This is a genomic window from Rhizobium sp. 862_C5_N1_2 (assembly GCF_051811205.1).
Classification (GTDB): domain Bacteria; phylum Pseudomonadota; class Alphaproteobacteria; order Rhizobiales; family Rhizobiaceae; genus Rhizobium; species Rhizobium leguminosarum.
This window is the reverse complement of sequence record NZ_JBPWPT010000001.1, coordinates 3,312,813-3,329,073: the sequence shown is the minus strand read 5'-3', so window position 1 is coordinate 3,329,073 and position 16,261 is coordinate 3,312,813. Positions and strand designations below refer to the sequence as shown.

Sequence of the window (16,261 nt, the reverse complement as noted above, 5' to 3'; positions counted from 1 at the left end):
GCATTTCCGTTTTTCTTCGAACCACGGAAATGCTCTATCTCCTTGTTCACGCAATTCCGGACGCAAAATCGCTGCACACTTTTGCTGGATTGCTCCAGGCGCATTAGAAGAGAGCAAGATGGCGCAGGGCTTGCGGATGTCGTCAGCCGGCCTGCTTGCGGCTCTCCTCGAGGATGATGTCGTAGAGCAGCCTTGCGCTCGGCGGCAGCGCCCGCTCCCTCGCCGTGATCATGCTGTAGGGTTTGACGTTGATGTCGAAATCGATCGGCAGCATGCATACGTCCGAGGCATTCGAGCCTTGGCTGGCAAGGAACTGGGCGACGTCGACGGCGACCGGAGCGATCGCATCGGATTCGCAGATGATGGCGCAGGTCAGAAGCAGCGAGGAGGTGTTGACGATATTTTCCGGCAGCGCCACACCCTGCGACAGGAAAACGTCTTCGATCGTGCGGCGCAGCAGGGTGCCCGGCGGCTGGAACACCCAGTCATAATCCCTCACGTCGGAAAGGCTGCTGGTCTTTTGCTTCATGAGCGGATGGCAGCTGCGCACGATCAGGCAAGCCCGCTCGATGCCGATCTCCGTCACCTCGAACAGGCGCGGGTTGAGATCATCGGGAATGCGGCCGATGATGAAGTCATGGCGGGCGGCGAGCAGTTCGCGGGCAAGCACGTTGCTCGTCTCCACCTGGATGTTGATCTCGATGCCGGGATAGGCCTTGCGCACCTTGTTGATCGCCGGCACGACGAGGCTCATGGCCGGCGCCGTCACCGAGCCGATGAAGACCGAGCCGCCCTTGCCGCTTTTCAGTTCGCCGATCTCGCGGCTCGCCTCGCGCAGTTCCAAAAGGATCTTCCGGGCTCTCCGGGCAAGCGCTGCGCCGAAGGTCGTCAGCACCACGCCGCGGGCCACGCGCTCATAGAGAGATGTCTTGGTGATTGATTCCATTTCGGACAACATCCGCGATGCGGCGGGCTGCGAAATGTTCAGAACCTCCGCTGCGGCGGAAATCTGTCCGCTATCTTCGATTGCGACGATCATCCGCAGGTGATTCAACTTAAGTCCTGCACGCAAAAGGCTGTCATCGCCGAAATTATCGCTGTGGATATCGACGTGATCCATCAAAAATGGCTCAGAAATAACCGTCATGGTTGCATCCTCCTCGCTGCGCTCCATCAAAAGTAATACTTTTTAACGATATACCAAAATTGTTATGCACGTTAGCACTTATTCTATTTGACAGTTATAGGAATCCATACCAGTTTGCCGCCGTGTGCTGGTTGGCACTCAACACGTGTGAGATCGTGGAGGAGACCTACTTCGTTTCTCACCATCTGAAGTAACTATCCAATACGGAACCTGCCACAGTTTCGGGGCGGGCGATTTTTCGTCCGCTGCTTATTAACAAGGGAGAGAGAAATGAAATCCATTATCTCATTGATGGCTGCGGCTGCCTTCGGCGTCGCTTCGTTCGTTGCGCCGGCTCTGGCCGCGGATAAGGGCACTGTCGGTATTGCGATGCCGACCAAGGCTTCGGCCCGCTGGATCGACGACGGCAACAACATCGTCAAGCAGCTCCAGGCTGCCGGTTACGGCACTGACCTGCAGTATGGCGACGACGACATTCCGAACCAGCTTTCGCAGATCGAAAACATGGTCACCAAGGGTGCCAAGGTTCTCGTCATCGCTTCGATCGACGGTACGACGCTTTCTGACGTTCTCCAGAAGGCACACGACGCCGGCATCAAGGTCATCGCTTATGACCGTCTGATCCGCGATTCGGGTAACGTCGACTACTACGCGACGTTCGACAACTTCCAGGTCGGCGTTCTGCAGGCTGGCTCCATCGTTGACGGCCTCGGCCTCAAGGACGGCAAGGGCCCGTTCAACATCGAACTGTTCGGCGGCTCGCCTGACGACAACAACGCCTTCTTCTTCTATGATGGCGCAATGTCCGTTCTGCAGCCCTACATCGACAGCGGCAAGCTCGTCGTGAAGTCCGGCCAGACCGGCATGGACAAGGTCGGCACGCTGCGTTGGGATCCGGCAACGGCCCAGGCCCGCATGGACAACCTGCTCTCGGCCAACTACACCGACGCCAAGGTCGATGCCGTTCTGTCGCCTTACGACGGTCTGTCCATCGGTATCATCTCCTCGCTGAAGGGCGTTGGTTACGGTACTGCGGCTCAGCCGCTCCCGATCGTCACCGGTCAGGATGCTGAAATCCCGTCGGTCAAGTCGATCATCGCTGGCGAACAGCACTCGACGATCTTCAAGGACACCCGCGAACTCGCCAAGGTCACCGTTGCCATGGTCGATGCCGTGATGTCGGGCAAGGAGCCCGAGGTCAACGACACGAAGACCTACGACAACGGCGTCAAGGTCGTCCCGTCCTATCTGCTGAAGCCGGTTGCCGTCGACAAGACCAACTACAAGCAGATCCTCGTCGACAGCGGTTACTACTCTGAAGACAAGCTGAAGTAATGAGAAGGACCGGAGCCCGCGCTTGCGGGTTCCGGTCTTCGATTTTATGATCGCCCAGCCGCTTGACGGCTGCAGGCGCTGGAACTTTGACTATGGACAATACTATCCTCGAAATGCGGAGCATCACCAAGACGTTCCCGGGCGTCAAGGCGCTGGAGAATGTGAACCTCAAGGTTCGCCAGGGTGAGATCCACGCATTGGTGGGCGAAAACGGGGCCGGCAAATCGACCCTGATGAAAGTGCTATCAGGCGTCTATCCCACGGGAAGCTATGAAGGCGACATCGTCTATGAAGGCGAGACGCGCAACTTCAAGGTCCTGAAGGACTCCGAAGAAATCGGCATCGTCATCATTCACCAGGAACTGGCGCTCGTGCCGTTGCTGTCGATCGGCGAAAACATCTTCCTTGGCAACGAGAATGCTAAGAGCGGCGTCATCAGCTGGGACGAGACATTCAACCGCACCAAGCAGCTGCTGAAGAAAGTAGGCCTGTCCGAATCTCCGAACACGCTGGTCACCGATATCGGCGTCGGCAAGCAGCAGCTCGTCGAGATCGCGAAGGCGCTGTCGAAGAGTGTCAAGCTGCTCATCCTCGACGAGCCCACAGCCTCGCTCAATGAACGCGATTCCGACGCTCTCCTCAACCTGCTGATCGAGTTCCGCAAGCAGGGCATCACTTCGATCATCATTTCCCATAAGCTGAACGAGATCCGCAAGGTCGCCGACCAGATCACGGTCCTGCGCGACGGGATGACCGTCAAGACGCTCGACTGTCATGCGGACGAGATCAGCGAAGACATCATCATCCGCAACATGGTCGGCCGCGATCTTGAGGACCGCTATCCGCCGCGTTCGGTGCCGATCGGCGAAACCATTCTCGAAGTGAAGAACTGGAACGCCTATCACCAGCAGCACCGCGACCGTCAGGTCCTGCACAATATCAACGTCACCGTCCGCAAGGGCGAAGTCGTCGGTATCGCTGGCCTGATGGGGGCAGGGCGTACCGAATTCGCCATGAGCCTCTTCGGCAAGGCCTATGGCCACAAGGTTTCGGGCGAGGCGCTGATGCACGGCAAGCCGGTCGACGTCAGCACCGTGCGCAAGGCGATCGATGCAGGTCTCGCCTACGTTACCGAAGACCGCAAGCAGCTCGGCCTCGTGCTCAACGACACGATCCTGCACAACACGACGCTCGTCAATTTGAAGGCGGTGTCGAATGCGTCCGTTATCGACAGCGTCAAGGAATCGAGGGTTGCGACCGACTATCGGTCGAAGTTGCGCATCCGCTCCTCCAGCATCTTCCAGGAGGCGGTCAATCTTTCCGGCGGCAACCAGCAGAAGGTGGTGCTGTCGAAGTGGCTGTTCTCGGATCCCGATATTTTGATCCTCGACGAGCCGACGCGCGGCATCGATGTTGGCGCAAAATACGAAATCTATACTATCATCAACCAGCTTGCCGCCGATGGAAAGGGCGTTCTGATGATCTCGTCGGAAATGCCCGAACTGCTCGGTACGTGTGACCGCATCTACGTGATGAACGAAGGACGCATCGTCGCGGAACTGCCGAAGGGAGAAGCAAGCCAGGAAACCATCATGCGCGCTATCATGCGCTCAGGGGAGAAGAAACAATGACGCCGATCAATCAACCCATCGCTGAGCAGGGGCGTGTCGTCTCCGTCGGAGACTACGTTCGCGGCAACATCCGCGAATACGGCATGTTTATCGCGCTCATCGCGATTATGGTGTTCTTCCAGTTCTCGACCGGTGGCGTTCTCTTCAGGCCGCTCAACCTGACCAACATCATTCTGCAGAACTCGTTCATCGTCATCATGGCGCTCGGCATGCTGCTGGTGATCGTCGCCGGCCATATCGACCTTTCGGTTGGGTCCGTCGTCGGCTTTATCGGCGCTATCGCCGGCGTCATGACGGTGCAATGGCACACCAACTATGTCCTGGCGGGTATCGTATGTCTCGCCATGGGTGCACTTGTCGGCGGCATCCAGGGCTATTTCGTCGCTTATCACAAGATCCCGTCCTTCATCGTCACACTGGCCGGCATGCTGGTCTTCCGCGGCCTGACGCTGTTCGTGATGACGGCATCGGGGACCGGCACCAGCATCGGTCCTTTCCCGCCGGCTTTCCAGCTGATCAGCATCGGCTTTCTGCCGAACGCTTTCGATATGGGCGGCATCAACTCGACCTCGATCATTCTCACCGTCGTCGGCGCCGTAACCCTCTTCTATCTGGCATGGCGCAAGCGCCTGTCGAATGAAAAGCATGGCAATGACGTCGAGCCGCTAGGCTTTTTCCTCGTCCAGAACGCCCTCGTCACCCTCGCCATTCTGGCGCTCGGCTACCAGCTGTCGATCTATCGCGGCTTCCCGAATGTGCTGATGGTCATGCTCGTTCTGGTGGCTGCCTATGCCTTCATTACCCGCCGCACGACGATCGGCCGCCGCATCTACGCCATGGGTGGCAATGAGAAGGCGACGAAGCTTTCCGGTATCAACACCGAGCGGCTGACCTTCCTGACGTTCGCAAACATGGGCCTGCTTGCCGGACTGGCCGGACTGATCGTTGCCCTGCGTCTCAATTCGGCGACGGCCAAGGGCGGCTTCGGTCTTGAACTCGACGTGATTGCGGCCTGCTTCATCGGCGGCGCATCCGCCCAGGGCGGCGTCGGCAAGGTGACCGGCGCTGTTATCGGCGCTCTGATCATGGGCATCATGAACAACGGCATGTCGATCCACGGTCTCGGCACCGACTCGCAGCAGATGGTCAAGGGTGCGGTGCTTCTCGCTGCCGTGTTCTTCGACGTTTACAATAAGAACAAGGGCTGAGCTTAGCTCGGCACCCGCATCGCAGTCATAAGAAACCTGAATTCCGGCTCCGCCTGGAGCCGGAGAGGCGTAGCTGTGCCATCGCCAAAGGAAAAGGATTAGTAACGTGCTTATTTCACAGATCAAGGGTGCAAACGGAGAGATCATCGTCGCCGTGCGCGAGGCGGGCGGCGCTGCCAGGTCGATCAAGAATGCCGTCAGCGTCTATGCGCTGGCGATGGAAGCCGCAGACGGCGGCAAGTCGCTGGCCGCCGTCATCGAAGCGCATGGCTACGGCGATGCCGTCGATCTTGAGAAGGCCTATGCAGAAGGCCGCTTCCTGCCGCCGATCACCCATCCCGATGCCGCGCACCTGCATCTGACCGGCACCGGCCTGACGCATTTGGGCTCGGCGGCAACGCGCGATTCCATGCACAAGAAGACCACCGAAGCCGCTGAGGAAACCCTCACGGACTCGATGAAGATGTTCAAGATGGGCCTTGAGAACGGCAAGCCGAAGGCCGGCGAAAAGGGCGTGCAGCCCGAATGGTTCTACAAGGGCAACGGCTATGGCGCCGCTGCCCCCGGCGCGCCGCTCATCTCGCCCTCCTTCGCGCTCGACGGCGGCGAAGAGCCTGAAATGGCTGGCATTTACGTGATCGCCAAGGACGGCACGCCGTTCCGCATCGGCTTTGCACTGTCGAACGAGTTTTCGGACCACGTCACCGAGCGGATCAACTATCTCTTTCTGGCCCACTCGAAACTGCGACCGGCCGCCTATGGTCCGGAAATCCGCGTCGGCGCGCCCCCGGAAGATATTCGCGGCACCTCGCGCATCAAGCGCGGCGACAAGGTGATTTTCGAAAAGCCGTTCCTGTCCGGCGAGGCGAACATGTCGCACACCTTCGCCAATCTGGAATATCACCACTTCAAATATGGCCTCTTCCGTGTTCCGGGCGATGTTCACGTCCATATGTTCGGCACGGCGACCCTTTCCTTTGCCGATGGCGTCAAGACGGAAGAGGGCGATGTCTTCGAGATCGAAGTCGCCGAATTCGGCCTTTCGCTCCGTAATCCGCTCAAGGTTGCCGCCGAGGAAGAGATCGCCGTCAGGCAGCTTTGAATTCAAGGCCTGGCCGCATTGGCGGCCGGATCTTTGCTCGTAAACGGTAAAGGAGGCTTGTTAAGCCCATGACCATTTATCAAAATCTGATCGCCGGCGAATGGGTCGGCTCGAACGCGACGAAGAACATCAACCCGTCGGATACGAATGAGGTCGTCGGCCTCTATGCCGACGGCAGCGCTGATGACACGAGAAACGCCATCGCTGCCGCCAAGGCCGCTTTCCCGGCCTGGTCGCGCTCGGGCATCTGGGAGCGCCACGTCATCCTGAAGAAGGCCGGCGACGAGATCATGGCGCGCAAGGACGAGCTCGGTGCGTTGCTTGCCCGCGAAGAAGGCAAGACGCTGCCGGAAGCCACCGGCGAGGTTATCCGCGCATCGCAGATTTTCGAATTCTTCGCCGGTGAGGCGCTGAGGCTGGCCGGCGAGGTCCTGCCGTCGGTTCGTCCGAATATCGGCATCGAGATCACCCGCGAGGCTCTCGGCGTCATCGGCATCATCACGCCGTGGAACTTCCCGATCGCCATTCCCGCCTGGAAGATCGCGCCGGCGCTCTGCTACGGCAACACCATCGTCTTCAAGCCGGCCGAACTGGTGCCCGCCTGTTCCTGGGCGATCGTCGATATCCTGCATCGCGCCGGCCTGCCGAAGGGCGTGCTGAACCTCGTCATGGGCAAGGGCTCGGTCGTCGGCCAGGCCATGCTCGAAAGTCCCGACGTTCACGGCATCACCTTCACCGGTTCCACCGGCACCGGCAGGCGCGTCGCCGCTGCTTCCATCGAGCATAACCGCAAGTTCCAGCTGGAAATGGGCGGCAAGAACCCGATGGTCGTGCTCGACGATGCCGATCTCAACGTCGCCGTCGAGGCAGCCGCCAATTCCGGCTTCTTCTCTACAGGCCAGCGCTGCACCGCGTCATCGCGCCTCATCGTCACCGAGGGCATCCACGACAAGTTCGTGGCGGCGCTGACCGACAAGCTGAAGACGCTCGTCGTCGACAACGCTCTGAAGGCCGGCACGCATATCGGCCCTGTCGTCGATGAGCGGCAGCTGAAGACCGATACCGACTATATCGAGATCGGTAGAAAAGAAGGCGCGAAACTCGCCTTCGGCGGCGAAGTGATATCCCGCGAAACGCCCGGCTTCTATCTGCAGCCGACGCTGTTTACCGAAGCGACCAACCAGATGCGGATCTCGCGCGAGGAGATCTTCGGGCCTGTTGTGTCGGTGATCCGGGTCAAGGATTACGACGAGGCGCTGGCGACGGCCAACGACACGCCGTTCGGGCTCTCTGCCGGCATCGCGACGACGAGCCTGAAACATGCGACGCATTTCAAGCGCAATTCCGAGGCCGGCATGGTGATGGTCAACCTGCCGACCGCCGGCGTCGATTTCCACGTTCCCTTCGGCGGCCGCAAGGGCTCGTCCTACGGCCCGCGCGAGCAGGGCAAGTACGCCGCCGAATTCTACACAACCGTCAAGACCGCCTACACGCTGGCTTGAGACAAATGCGATGAACCGGGCCGTACGAGGCGGTCCGGCGATATCCCGAAGGATAGAGACGATGAAAAAGAAAGCGGAATGGCCGCGCAAGCTGAGGTCGCAGGAATGGTACGGCGGTACGAGCCGCGACGTGATCTATCACCGCGGCTGGCTTAAGAACCAGGGTTATCCGCACGACCTGTTCGACGGCCGGCCGGTGATCGGCATCCTCAACACCTGGTCGGATATGACCCCGTGCAACGGTCATCTCAGAGAGCTGGCTGAAAAGGTGAAGGCGGGCGTATGGGAGGCCGGCGGCTTCCCGCTTGAGGTGCCGGTGTTCTCGGCATCCGAAAACACCTTCCGCCCGACGGCGATGATGTACCGCAATCTTGCCGCGCTCGCAGTGGAAGAGGCGATCCGCGGGCAGCCGATGGATGGCTGCGTATTGTTGGTCGGCTGCGACAAGACCACGCCGTCGCTTATCATGGGGGCGGCTTCCTGCGACCTGCCTTCGATCGTCGTCACTGGCGGGCCGATGCTGAACGGCTATTTCCGCGGCGAACGGGTCGGCTCGGGCACGCATCTGTGGAAGTTTTCCGAAATGGTGAAGGCCGGCGAGATGACGCAGGCGGAATTCCTCGAGGCGGAAGCCTCGATGAGCCGTTCGTCGGGCACCTGCAACACCATGGGCACGGCCTCCACCATGGCTTCCATGGCCGAGGCGCTCGGCATGGCGCTCTCCGGCAACGCCGCGATCCCGGGCGTTGATTCCCGCCGCAAGGTCATGGCGCAGCTCACCGGCCGGCGTATCGTGCAGATGGTCAAGGACGACCTGAAGCCCTCCGAGATCATGACGAAGCAAGCCTTCGAGAATGCCATCCGCACCAACGCGGCCATCGGCGGATCGACCAATGCCGTCATCCACCTGCTCGCGATCGCCGGCCGTGTCGGCATCGATCTTTCGCTTGACGACTGGGATCGCTGTGGCCGTGACGTCCCGACAATCGTCAACCTGATGCCGTCGGGCAAGTACCTGATGGAGGAGTTCTTCTATGCCGGCGGCCTGCCGGTGGTACTGAAGCGCCTCGGGGAGGCGGGCCTCCTGCACAAGGATGCGCTGACGGTATCTGGCGAAACCGTCTGGGACGAGGTCAAGGACGTCGTCAACTGGAACGAAGACGTGATCCTGCCGGCCGAAAAGGCGCTGACAGCTTCGGGCGGCATCGTCGTGCTGCGCGGCAACCTCGCGCCGAAGGGCGCGGTGTTGAAGCCTTCAGCGGCTTCGCCGCATCTGCTGGTGCACCGGGGCAGGGCTGTGGTGTTCGAGGACATCGACGACTACAAGGCCAAGATCAACGACGATAACCTCGACATCGACGAAACCTGCATCATGGTCATGAAGAACTGTGGGCCGAAGGGCTATCCCGGGATGGCCGAGGTCGGCAATATGGGGCTGCCGCCGAAGGTGCTCAAGAAAGGCATCCTCGACATGGTGCGCATTTCCGACGCTCGCATGTCCGGAACCGCCTACGGTACCGTCGTGCTGCACACCTCGCCGGAAGCGGCGGTCGGCGGGCCGCTCGCGGTCGTGAAAAGCGGCGACATGATCGAGCTTGATGTGCCAAACCGTCGTCTGCATCTCGACATTTCCGATGAGGAACTGGCGCGGCGGCTCGCCGAATGGCAGCCGAACCATGATCTGCCCACATCCGGCTATGCATTCCTGCATCAGCAGCATGTCGAAGGGGCCGATACTGGCGCCGACCTCGACTTCCTCAAGGGATGTCGCGGAAATGCGGTTGGCAAAGATAGCCACTAGTCGGGTTATCCAAGATTGGAAAAGGCGGGGCATAACCCCGCTTTTTTCTTGTCCGCCGGTTTTTCCAGGCTAACGGCAATCAGCCGTTTGAGATCGCCATGCTGTGATCCTCGTCGACGCCATGTTCGAAGAGCGCACGGATCGCCGGCCATTTGTCTTTGCGGTCCGCTCAACTCTGGCTCTGGCTTTGCATCTGTCCGCCGTCCTCGACCTTCACGGTAACCGACAGCGTTTCGCCCGGCGTGCCGATGCGCATGCCTGAAATCGGCGCCGCGTCGCGATAGCACAGGCCGGAGGCGACTCTGATGTAGCGCGCGTCCGGGCAGATCTCGTTCGCGGGATCGAACCCGACCCAGCCGAGGCCGGGAATATGGGCCTCGGCCCATGCATGGGTCGCAGCCTGTTCGATCTTTTCCTCCATCATCAAATAACCGGAGATGTAACGCGCCGGCACCTGCAAGGCGCGGGCGGCGGCAATGAAAATATGCGCATGGTCCTGGCAGACGCCGCTCTTCTTCTCCAACGCCTGTTCGGCCGTCGTCTCGGTGTTGCTGGTGCCGGGCTTGTAGTCCACCGTTTCGTGGATTGCGGCCATCAGCGCGTGCATGCGGGCAAGCTCGTTATCGCCACCGACGCCCTTGATCAATTCCTTGACCAACTTACCGCCCTTGGTCAGCGGCGTGTCGCGCAGGAAGAGCCAAAGCGGGCAGAAGCCGGTGTGCGGGCCGGTGACGCCGTTATTGTCCTCCGTCTCGACCTCGCCTTCGGCGAGAATACGCGTCACATCCTGCTCGCCTTCCAGCGAGACCAGATTGACGTGATTGCCGTACTGGTCGTCATATTCCACTTCGGGCGTGGCGCCCTCGACGTTCAGCGCCCAGCCGAGCACTTTCTGAGCGGGGCTCGTCGGCGGCGTCAGCCGCAGCCTTTGCAGCGAGAACTGCGTCGGTCCGTCGTAGCGGTATTCGGTGAGGTGGCTGATCTTCAGTCTCATATTGTTATCCGCTTATACATAGAACCGGTAGCCGTCGGAAATTTCCGCGCCGAGCTTGTTATTGCGCGAGACGAAATCCTCCAGGAATTCGTGCAGGCCCTGATCCATGATATCCCGGATCGCTCTCGTCTGCAGTGTCTTGCGGATCGCATCCGCGGTATCGTGGGCAGGGAGCCGCTCCTCGTAATCCTGGGCGAGATAGCCGAGATTGCTGACGATCTTCTCGTAGCAATAGGCAAGCGAGCGCGGCATCTGGACATTGAGGGTCAGGAAGTCGGCGATGTTCATCGCCCGGTACTCGCCGTCATAGGCCCAGCTATAGGCGCGGTGGGCGGAGACCGAGCGCAGGATCGATTCCCACTGCACATTGTCGAGAGAGGAGCCGACGGCCGAGACCGAGGGTAGCAGCACGTAGTATTTCACGTCGAGGATGCGGCTGGTATTGTCGGCCCGCTCAATGAAGGTGCCGATGCGGGCAAAATTATAGAGCTCGTTGCGCAGTGTCGAGCCATGGAAGGCACCGCGGATGAGGCCCGCCCGGCGCTTGATGACATCGATCACCTCTGGCATTTCGGCCGCCTTGACGCGCTTTTCGAGCAGCGACTTCAAGTCGATCCAGCATTCGTTGGTGGCTTCCCAGGTCTCCCGCGTCAGCGCGGTGCGCACCATGCGGGCATTGTTGCGGCCGGACTCGATGCAGGACATGACGCTCGATGGATTGGCGCGATCGCGCAGCAGATAGTCGATCGCGTCGGCATTCGTCAGCTTCGTGTGGCCCTCGTCATATGCCTCGCGCACCCCAGCGCTTTGCAGCACGCCATCCCAATTGTCATCGCCTGCGCTGCTGCGGGTGAGCGACATGCGCAGCCCAGCATCGACGAGGCGGGCGATATTTTCGGCGCGCTCGATGTAACGGAACATCCAGTATAGGCCGTTTGCGGTTCTTCCGAGCATCAGTCCTCCAATACCCAGGTGTCTTTGGTGCCGCCGCCCTGGCTGGAATTGACCACCAGCGAGCCCTGCTTCAGCGCCACGCGGGTGAGACCACCCGGAATGATCTGAACCTTGTCGGATACAAGCACATAGGGGCGAAGGTCGACATGGCGCGGCGCGATGCCCTTGTTGACGAGGATCGGCACAGTGGAGAGCGACAGCGTCGGCTGAGCGATGTAATTGTTCGGCTTGGCCTTCAGCTTCTCGGCGAAATCGGCGCGCTCCTTCTTCGATGCCGTCGGGCCGACCAGCATGCCGTAGCCGCCGGAGCCGTGCACCTCCTTGACCACCAGCTCTTCCAGATGCTCCAGCACATATTTCAGGCTATCGGCTTCCGAACAGCGCCAGGTGGGCACGTTTTCGAGCAGCGCCTTGCGGCCGGTATAGAATTCGACGATCTCGGGCATATAGGAGTAGATCGCCTTATCGTCGCAAATGCCGGTGCCCGGCGCATTGGCGATGGTGATGTTTCCGGAGCGGTAGACATCCATGATGCCGGGAATGCCGAGCGCGGAATCGGCCCGGAAAGTCAGGGGATCGAGGAAGTCGTCGTCAACGCGGCGGTAGAGCACGTCGATCGCTTCGTAACCGCGTGTCGTCCTCATCTTCACCTTGCCGTCGATGACGCGCAGATCCGAGCCTTCGACCAGTTCGACGCCCATCATGTCGGCGAGGAAGGAATGCTCATAATAGGCGGAATTGTAAATGCCCGGCGTCAGCACGGCGACGCGCGGCTTGCCCTTGCAGCCAGGAGGGGCGAGCGAGGCGAGGCTCTGGCGCAACAGATAGGGGTAATCCTCGACACGCTGCACCTTGTTCTCATGAAAGAGTTCAGGGAACATCTGCATCATGGTTTCCCGGTTTTCCAGCATGTAGCTGACACCGGAGGGCGTGCGGGCATTATCCTCCAGCACGTAAAACTGGTCCTCTCCGGTGCGCACGATGTCGGTGCCGACGATGTGCGTGTAAACGCCGCCGGGCGGCCGGAAACCGATCATTTCAGGGATGAAGGTGACGTTGTTCTCGATCAGCTCACGCGGAACGCGGCCGGCGCGGATGATCTCCTGCTTATGGTAGATATCGTCCAGAAAGGCGTTAAGCGCGATCACCCGCTGCTCGATGCCTTGGGCGAGCTTGCGCCATTCGCGGGCGGAGATGATGCGGGGAATGATGTCGAAGGGGATGAGCTTTTCGGAACTGTCGGCGTGGCCGTAGACCGCGAACGTGATGCCGGTCTTCCGGAAGATGTTTTCCGCATCGCGGGACTTGGATATCAGATGCGCCCGGTCTTGGCTGTTGTACCACTCGAAGTATTTTTCATAAGGCGCGCGAGGACTTTCGTCCCCGGTAATCATTTCGTCAAATGCCAAAGGCTCGGCTCCCCTTTTTGTTCATTTGAATACAACGCAAATGGCAATGCAAGAACCATGCGCAGTTCGAGGAAAAGATTTTGCGCTGCGGGAAACGGGTGAAAATCTGGGCATTTAAGGTGATGACGTGCGGCATGGCGGATAATCAATCGCAAGGGCTGCGCAAAATCTGAGCATGTGACCGTTTTTCGTTCGGCCAGGGCGATCGAATATGGTCATGTGCGCGAGGCTCGGCGCCTTCCGTGGCAACCGCCATCGGGTCGTTGCATCAGCGAAATTTCAAATAAGCATCAACGCTTCGCTTTTGACTGCAGCCGCCGGGTGGGGCTATCAGCACGGCGAACCCTTCTCTCCCGAGCCATGCCCCATGTCTCTCGATCGCCTTGCCCCCGCCGTTTTCGTCCTGCTCTGGTCCACGGGCTGGGTAGTGGCGAAATACGCCTCGCTGCATTCCGAGCCGTTCACCTTTCTTTCGATACGCTATGCGCTGTCGGCGGCGGCATTCCTGGCGCTCTGCCTGGTGGTGCGGGCGCAATGGCCCAGCCGGGCGGCGACGCTGCGCGCCGTCTATTCCGGCTTCTTCCTGCATGGTTTCTATCTCGCCGGTCTCTGGTGGGCGATCGCCAATGGCGTGCCGGCCGGCATATCGGGCATCATCGCGGCGCTGCAGCCATTGCTGACGGCGATGGCAGCTCCCTTCCTCATCGGCGAGCGGCTGCAGCAGGCACAGAAACTCGGCCTTGCCCTCGGCTTCATCGGCATTGCCATCGCCATTTCGCCGAACCTCCTCGATCCGGCGACCGCCGATCTCACGCATGCCGCCCTGCCGCTGGCGATCAACCTGGTCGCCATGGCGTCCGTCACCTACGGCACGCTCTATCAGAAGAAGCACCTGCAATCCGGCGACCTCAGAACCATCGCGACCTTGCAATATATCGGCGCGCTGATCCTCACCCTGCCGCTTTCGCTGATCTTCGAGCATCAGCATTTCGACGGCGCCGCACAGGCCTATGGTGCGCTTGCCTGGTCGGTCTTCGGCCTGTCGATGGGCGGCGTCGGGCTGCTGCTTCATCTGATCCGTCGGGGCCAGGTGTCACGCGCCGCCTCGCTGATCTACCTGATGCCGCCAGCGGTCGCTCTAGAAGCCTTCATCGCCTTCGGAGAACCGCTGACCCTGCCATTGATCGTCGGCACGGTAGTGGTCGTGACAGGCGTCTATCTCACCAACCGCAAGGCGTTCAGCGAGCATAGGCCTGCGGAGGTTTAGAGCGCCGTGCGTCCATTCGGACGCGCAAAGGACGCTCTAACTCTTTGAATCTACGCATCGCGCTTTCCGAAAATCGATTCCGATTTTCGGGCCGATGCGCTGGATAACAAAAAGGCCGGAGATATCCCCGGCCTTTTTGCTTTTCGATCGTTCAATTATCAGGCGCGTTCGCGGCGCTGGCCGCCGCCGTTGCGGGAGCCGGAGCCACCGCGACGGTTGCCGCCGTTGCCATCCCGGCGCGGTTCGCCGGCCTGGGCCTGCTGCGGGCCGCGGTCCTCGCCGTGCTTGCGGGCCGGACGGCCGTGGGCGTGACGGCTGTTGCCGCGGTGATGACCGCTCGGTTCACCATTGGCATGGGCGCCGTGATGGGCCGGACGCTGTGGCTTTGCAGAGGAGCGGAAATCGGAGGTCGAGGCCAGATCGTTGTCGGGGCCGAGATCCGGGGTCGCTTCACCGCGGCGCTGACCGCGGAAATCCTCGTTGCGGCTGGTCGGGCGCTCCGGACGCGGACGACGCTCGTCGCCGCCGGCGCGGACTTCGCTGCCTTCACCTTCGCGGCGCGGGCGGCGTTCCTGACGGTTGCCGCGATGCTCCGAACGGTTCTGGTCGCCACGGCCTTCGCCACGACCCTGACCTTCGCGACCCTGGCCGCCATTACGGCTACGGTTGTTGCCATTGCCGTTGGCACGGCGGGGTCCGCCGCTGATGTTGGCCGGCGGTTCGCCGCTTGCGACAGCGATGTCGATGCCCATCAGGCGCTCGATATCACGCAGCAGCTTGGCTTCGTCGGGAGCGCAGAAAGCGATGGCGATACCGTCGCGGCCGGCGCGCGCCGTGCGGCCGATGCGATGGACATAGGCGTCAGGCACCTCAGGCAGGTCGTAATTGTAGACATGGCTGACAGCAGGGATGTCGATGCCGCGGGCGGCGACGTCGGTGGCAATCAGCGTCTTGATGCTGCCGTCGCGGAAGGCCTTCAGCGCCCGCTCGCGCTGGCCCTGGCTCTTGTTGCCGTGGATCGAGGCGACGGAATAGCCGATATTCTCGAGATGCTTCATCAGCTTCTCCGCACCGTGCTTGGTGCGCAGGAAGACCATGGCGCGGCCGTCAGGGTTTTCGGTCAGCGACTTGCGGAGCAGTTCCGTCTTGTCGTTCTTGCCGCCGACGAAATGGACGTACTGTTCGACCTTGTCGGCAGCCTTGCCCGGGGGCGTGACTTCGACCTTGACGGGATCGACGAGATATTCGCCGGCGAGATCGGCGATCGCCTTCGGCATGGTGGCCGAGAAGAGCATGGTCTGGCGCTTTTTCGGCACCATCTTGGCGATCTTGCGCAGATCATGCACGAAGCCGAGGTCGAGCATCTGGTCGGCTTCGTCAAGCACGAGATAGCGGACCGTGGTCAGCGTGATCGCGCGGCGATTGACGAGGTCGAGCAGGCGGCCCGGCGTGGCGACGAGGATGTCGGTGCCCTTTTCGAGCTGAAGCTGCTGCTTGTTGATCGAGACGCCGCCGACGACGACGTTGATGCGCAGCGACGACTTGCGGATGAACTTCTTCAGGCTCTCGGCGATCTGGTTCACCAGTTCGCGGGTCGGCGCCAGGATCAGCGTGCGCGTCGTGCGGTTGTCGGGACGCCGCTCATCGGCGAGCAGCTTTTCAATCAGCGGCAGGCCGAAAGCGGCGGTTTTGCCGGTGCCGGTCTGGGCAAGGCCGATCAGGTCGCGGCCTTCGAGGAGGAGGGGAATGGCATGTTCCTGGATGGGCGTCGGCGTCTCGATGCCGAGCTGGAACAAAGTAGCGACGATCGGCTTGGAGACACCAAGCGATTCAAAATTAGTCAAGGTATAACCTTTCGGGGCGCCACAATGACTATCGCCGGAACGCACCATGCGATCCGGTTTCATTCTG

At 60.8% G+C, this 16,261-nt stretch carries 12 protein-coding genes; 7 read left to right on the top strand and 5 right to left on the bottom strand.

What is annotated here, in order from left to right:
- Positions 1-142 precede the first annotated feature (142 nt).
- Entirely contained in the window at positions 143-1,147 is a 1,005-nt protein-coding gene (locus ACD590_RS16725; RefSeq protein ID WP_018243174.1) for a LysR family transcriptional regulator, read from the bottom strand.
- Between the two features lie 270 nt (positions 1,148-1,417).
- On the opposite strand from ACD590_RS16725, the gene chvE reads away from it, so the two are divergent.
- The 6 genes from chvE to araD all read left to right on the top strand — a co-directional run bounded on the left by chvE (position 1,418) and on the right by araD (position 9,726).
- Positions 1,418-2,482 carry a multiple monosaccharide ABC transporter substrate-binding protein gene (gene chvE / locus ACD590_RS16720; protein WP_003561803.1) on the top strand — a complete coding sequence of 355 codons (1,065 nt, stop codon included), beginning with the start codon at positions 1,418-1,420 and terminating at the stop codon, positions 2,480-2,482.
- Between the two features lie 92 nt (positions 2,483-2,574).
- Positions 2,575-4,113, top strand: coding sequence for a multiple monosaccharide ABC transporter ATP-binding protein (gene mmsA, locus ACD590_RS16715; RefSeq protein WP_018243173.1), 1,539 nt, complete (start codon positions 2,575-2,577; stop codon positions 4,111-4,113).
- Complete coding sequence (gene mmsB / locus ACD590_RS16710) at positions 4,110-5,321, top strand: multiple monosaccharide ABC transporter permease (RefSeq protein WP_018243172.1); 1,212 nt, start codon at positions 4,110-4,112, stop codon at positions 5,319-5,321. The genes mmsA and mmsB overlap by 4 nt, the downstream gene beginning before the upstream one ends.
- A 106-nt stretch (positions 5,322-5,427) precedes the next feature.
- On the top strand, positions 5,428-6,423 hold the full coding sequence (gene araD1, locus ACD590_RS16705; RefSeq protein ID WP_026188493.1) for an AraD1 family protein: 996 nt from the start codon (positions 5,428-5,430) through the stop codon (positions 6,421-6,423).
- 68 nt (positions 6,424-6,491) lie between these two features.
- Entirely contained in the window at positions 6,492-7,925 is a 1,434-nt protein-coding gene (locus tag ACD590_RS16700; protein WP_028733335.1) for an aldehyde dehydrogenase family protein, read from the top strand.
- Positions 7,926-7,986: 61 nt separating this feature from the next.
- Complete coding sequence (araD, locus tag ACD590_RS16695; RefSeq protein ID WP_439003063.1) at positions 7,987-9,726, top strand: L-arabinonate dehydratase; 1,740 nt, start codon at positions 7,987-7,989, stop codon at positions 9,724-9,726.
- 169 nt (positions 9,727-9,895) lie between these two features.
- Here araD and ACD590_RS16690 read toward each other — a convergent pair whose 3' ends face one another.
- The 3 genes from ACD590_RS16690 to ACD590_RS16680 are packed head-to-tail and all read right to left on the bottom strand — an operon-like array spanning position 9,896 to position 13,083.
- Positions 9,896-10,720 carry a transglutaminase family protein gene (locus ACD590_RS16690; protein ID WP_018243168.1) on the bottom strand — a complete coding sequence of 275 codons (825 nt, stop codon included), beginning with the start codon at positions 10,718-10,720 and terminating at the stop codon, positions 9,896-9,898.
- Positions 10,721-10,732: 12 nt separating this feature from the next.
- Positions 10,733-11,674, bottom strand: a complete 942-nt coding sequence (locus ACD590_RS16685; protein WP_018446778.1) for an alpha-E domain-containing protein — start codon at positions 11,672-11,674, stop codon at positions 10,733-10,735.
- The gene (locus tag ACD590_RS16680) at positions 11,674-13,083 is read right to left on the bottom strand and encodes a circularly permuted type 2 ATP-grasp protein (RefSeq protein ID WP_018446777.1); all 1,410 of its coding nucleotides are present in this window, start codon (positions 13,081-13,083) and stop codon (positions 11,674-11,676) included. Before ACD590_RS16680 ends, ACD590_RS16685 begins: the two co-directional genes overlap by 1 nt.
- 367 nt (positions 13,084-13,450) lie before the next feature.
- Between ACD590_RS16680 and ACD590_RS16675 the strand changes: the two genes are divergently transcribed.
- On the top strand, positions 13,451-14,350 hold the full coding sequence (locus ACD590_RS16675; protein WP_439003062.1) for a DMT family transporter: 900 nt from the start codon (positions 13,451-13,453) through the stop codon (positions 14,348-14,350).
- Positions 14,351-14,508: 158 nt separating this feature from the next.
- On the opposite strand, the gene ACD590_RS16670 is transcribed toward ACD590_RS16675, so the two are convergent.
- Positions 14,509-16,242 carry a DEAD/DEAH box helicase gene (locus ACD590_RS16670; protein WP_018446775.1) on the bottom strand — a complete coding sequence of 578 codons (1,734 nt, stop codon included), beginning with the start codon at positions 16,240-16,242 and terminating at the stop codon, positions 14,509-14,511.
- Positions 16,243-16,261 lie beyond the last annotated feature (19 nt).